Origin of the sequence: Photobacterium sp. BZF1 (assembly GCF_014349205.1) — a bacterium.
Lineage (GTDB): Bacteria > Pseudomonadota > Gammaproteobacteria > Enterobacterales > Vibrionaceae > Photobacterium.
The window spans coordinates 1-3,218 of the sequence record NZ_JACSOF010000269.1; the positions used below are offsets into that span (position 1 = coordinate 1).

The following is a 3,218-nucleotide window of genomic DNA, read 5'->3' on the forward strand; positions in this document are numbered from 1 at the left end:
AATATATACTTTTCTTTATCTTTCACTAAATTGAAAGTCTCATCATCATAGTAAAAGTCCCTGTGATGAATTCTTTTGGATGAGTTAGTTTTTCCTTGTAGATCTTTACTTATAGACTCACTTATCGGAATTGACATTTCTTTCAAAACCTTTGTAAAGTCGGAAGAAATATTCTCTGTTCGTAAGAATTCATCAACCACTAAATTCATCTTATCAATCGTGCTATACGTTAAATCCTTGGAAAAAAGTTTATTAAAGTCTTTTGTATAAAGAAAAAGGACTAAATAAGTATATATACCTGCAAAATTTGATACTGTACTAATTCCATAATCTTGAAAAAGATCAAACTTTCTTTTATCATCAAGCACCAATTTCAGCCATAATCTAAACCTGTGAGGGTCATTGGCGTCCTCATACAAGTATTTCCAATAATTCACCGGGCGAGTAAATTCATATAACGTATGTTGACACAGAGATCTTAACGGTCTTGGTAACTCATTGTGACTATTATTAATCCTTTCATTCTTCATTACATTTTTGAGACTTTTATGGCTACATGTACGTTTAAAAGGCCCACCTTTTGCCAAACAACTGTATGTCCAATATGATAGATACCAGTCAAATGGGTTCCTTATTGAGCCGAGAACGGTTCTTTCTCCAATGTTGAAGTCAGTAGGTACTTTATAGTGTTTACCTATCTGTTTAGTATCAGGAAAAAGGTTGTACATTATTCTCTCTACATGAGTACAAGCTGTCTTTTGTAGTTGTAGAAATATAAATTTATCATTAACTAACATAATACTTACCTTAGATTATGTCGGAACCGCTTCACTGAATTGGGTGCTATACGCTTCTCTGACTCAATAATTGTATTTTTTATACTAAATTGCCATTTTGTTGCTCTAACTAACAATTTTTCAGCAGAAACAAAAACACATTCAATCTCATTGTCAAAAGAGAGTTTCTGATAAGCACTAGTAGTCATTACTATCATTGTCGAGGATGATCCAAGCTCACATACTGGTGGGGGTTCAGAATGCGTGTAGACTTTCGTATGTAAAGCTTTATTGTCGTTATAATCACAAAAATTTCGATTATAAACTGTTTGATATAGTATTAATTCACCTTGAACTACTATTAAATTGAGTAAAAAGGGTTGAAAAGGTTCCTTGTTATCAAGAAAGATGAAAATAATTCCATCTTGAGCCTCTAGTAACTCGATTTTACGATTAGCATACATATCAATAGCAGCATTCAGAACGCATGCACCAAATGCATATCTATAAGTTGAGATATCTGTACCATGGCCGGCAACACCTAAGCGTGAAGGAGAGCGAGCTCGTACAATCATAACAGTAAGTCCTTTTAATAGCTGTCATTAATGATTCTCATCAGTAATAGTTAAAGTCTAAAATCTATGATTTTGCAAATTATTAATCTTGGTTCTTACATTATTTTGGAGATTATCTTACAGGGGGCTTCGACAAAGGCACCTTTATGATGGAATAAAGAATTCATATGTATGATCTGAACTAGCAGTTTTAGACGCCAGTTAAGCGAGTAAAATCACTTAACAAGGTAAACAACGACAAACACTAAGACACGTATCAAACACACCGAAAAGTCTAAGGTACAAGTGCTTAAGCTTGCTGAAAGCACATCAATTCCAGAAACAACACGACAACTGAATATTTTACATGCTTCTCAAACATACGGCTGACGTAAAAGCTCCAGGAAGGTCTGCGCCTGTTAACAAGAGGCTGACCTTGCAGCCGAGAATACTTGCTCAAGCGCCTCTATACCGAGCAAGCGGAGGAGCTTGTAATAGTAAAAAAAGCTGCCACCAACTTCACGAAGCATTTAAAATAGCGAGCTTTGATTTCATGCATATGCACCTTGAGCAGTTTTCCGTAATGAGAATGGTAAAGGTTCTACTGTTTCGCGTAGTGTGTATTACTGCTGGCTAAAGCAACGTCATAAAGTTAGTCACCGAGATAGACCACATGTGCTTCGTAACTACAGTACCTCAGCGTTCTTTGCTAAACGGCGCCACTGGAATGCGACGGTGGTAACCAGCAAAGTGGCTTTATCCGCGCAGAAGTGGTTGAACAGACCCCCATTACCAAGTCGCCGAGCTTATGGGTGTCTTGTCATCATTAGAGGCTTAGTACACCCTCCGGCTATTTACTTCTACCGGGAGTTCGTCGACTTCAGAAAATCTATCAATGGCCTGGCGGCATTGGTTGAGTCCGAGACTGACTTACCTCTTGACTCTGGCGCACTATTTCTGTTTACCAACAAGCAGCGTGACAAGATAAAGGGGCTTTATTGGGATACCACAGGCTTCGCCCTGTGGTACAAGCGTCTGGAAAAAGCCAAGTTCAAATTGCCTGTTAGCGAGAAAAAACAAGTGTTTACCTTCAGCCAATTTGAACTGGATAGACTGCTTGCTGGCTTCACTATTATTGGCCATAAACCCATCAAAACACACGGTTATACAATGAGCTAACACTATAATAGTCTCTATATATCAGTTTGTTAGGCCGCCATTTTGATATAATAGTGGCTATGAAAATGACGAGTGCAATTAATCCTGATAGCCAAGATGTCGCCGCGCTTCAAGCAATGGTTAAAGCTCTGATGGCTGAAAAAGCTTCGCTGCTCGAGCAGTTAAAACTGGCCATCGACCGCCAGTTCGCCAAGCGTGCTTAGGCACTCAAGCCATACGACAGTGCTCAGGGTGACCTGTTCAATGAAGTGGAAAGTGAAGCCGACTCCGTGGAGCCGGAAGTCGTCGTCACAACGACCACTAAAAAGCCCCCCGGGAAACACAAGCCACCACCCAAAGACCTGCCGCGTGAACGTATTATCCTTGACTTGGATGAAGAAGAGAAACGCTACCGAAAGCCAGCTCGCCAACACATCCTTGGTAAATACCAATATGCACAGCCACTTTACCAGGCATTACACGAACACTTACTTGGCAGGTTGCTATCCAGGTGGATGAGACACCGCTGAATGTCCTCAAGGAAGATAAGCAATGCTATATGTGGGCCTACTGCTCCGGTGCTGACTCACCTTCCGCCACACTGGATGGCATGAATAACATTGTCTTGTTAGACTATCAGAACAGTCGTGCGCGGACTTGACCGGCAGCTTTCCTTGGAAAGTACGGAGGCTATCTTTAAACTGATGGTTACCAAGCTTATGATGGTCTC

General features: G+C 40.1%; 3 protein-coding genes and 1 pseudogene. 2 read left to right on the forward strand and 2 right to left on the reverse strand.

Annotation, left to right across the window (positions count from 1 at the left end; translation table 11 throughout):
- Positions 1-797, reverse strand: a 797-nt coding sequence (locus BIZ37_RS29760; protein WP_187464616.1) for a hypothetical protein, incomplete at its 3' end; no start/stop codon positions are given.
- Positions 798-802: 5 nt separating this feature from the next.
- Positions 803-1,351: a hypothetical protein gene (locus tag BIZ37_RS29765; RefSeq protein ID WP_187464617.1), complete on the reverse strand. Its 549-nt coding sequence runs from the start codon at positions 1,349-1,351 to the stop codon at positions 803-805.
- Positions 1,352-2,005: 654 nt separating this feature from the next.
- Here BIZ37_RS29765 and tnpB point away from each other — a divergent pair.
- Both tnpB and BIZ37_RS29775 read left to right on the forward strand, forming a co-directional pair.
- The gene (gene tnpB / locus BIZ37_RS29770) at positions 2,006-2,509 is read left to right on the forward strand and encodes an IS66 family insertion sequence element accessory protein TnpB (protein WP_187464618.1); all 504 of its coding nucleotides are present in this window, start codon (positions 2,006-2,008) and stop codon (positions 2,507-2,509) included.
- Between the two features lie 59 nt (positions 2,510-2,568).
- Positions 2,569-3,185, forward strand: a pseudogene (locus tag BIZ37_RS29775) (transposase); the annotation flags it as partial.
- Positions 3,186-3,218: the final 33 nt, after the last annotated feature.

Excerpts from the sequence above, each read along its gene's own strand:
- BIZ37_RS29765 (WP_187464617.1), bottom strand. The coding sequence starts at position 1,351 with ATGATTGTACGAGCTCGCTCTCCTTCACGCTTAGGTGTTGCCGGCCAT.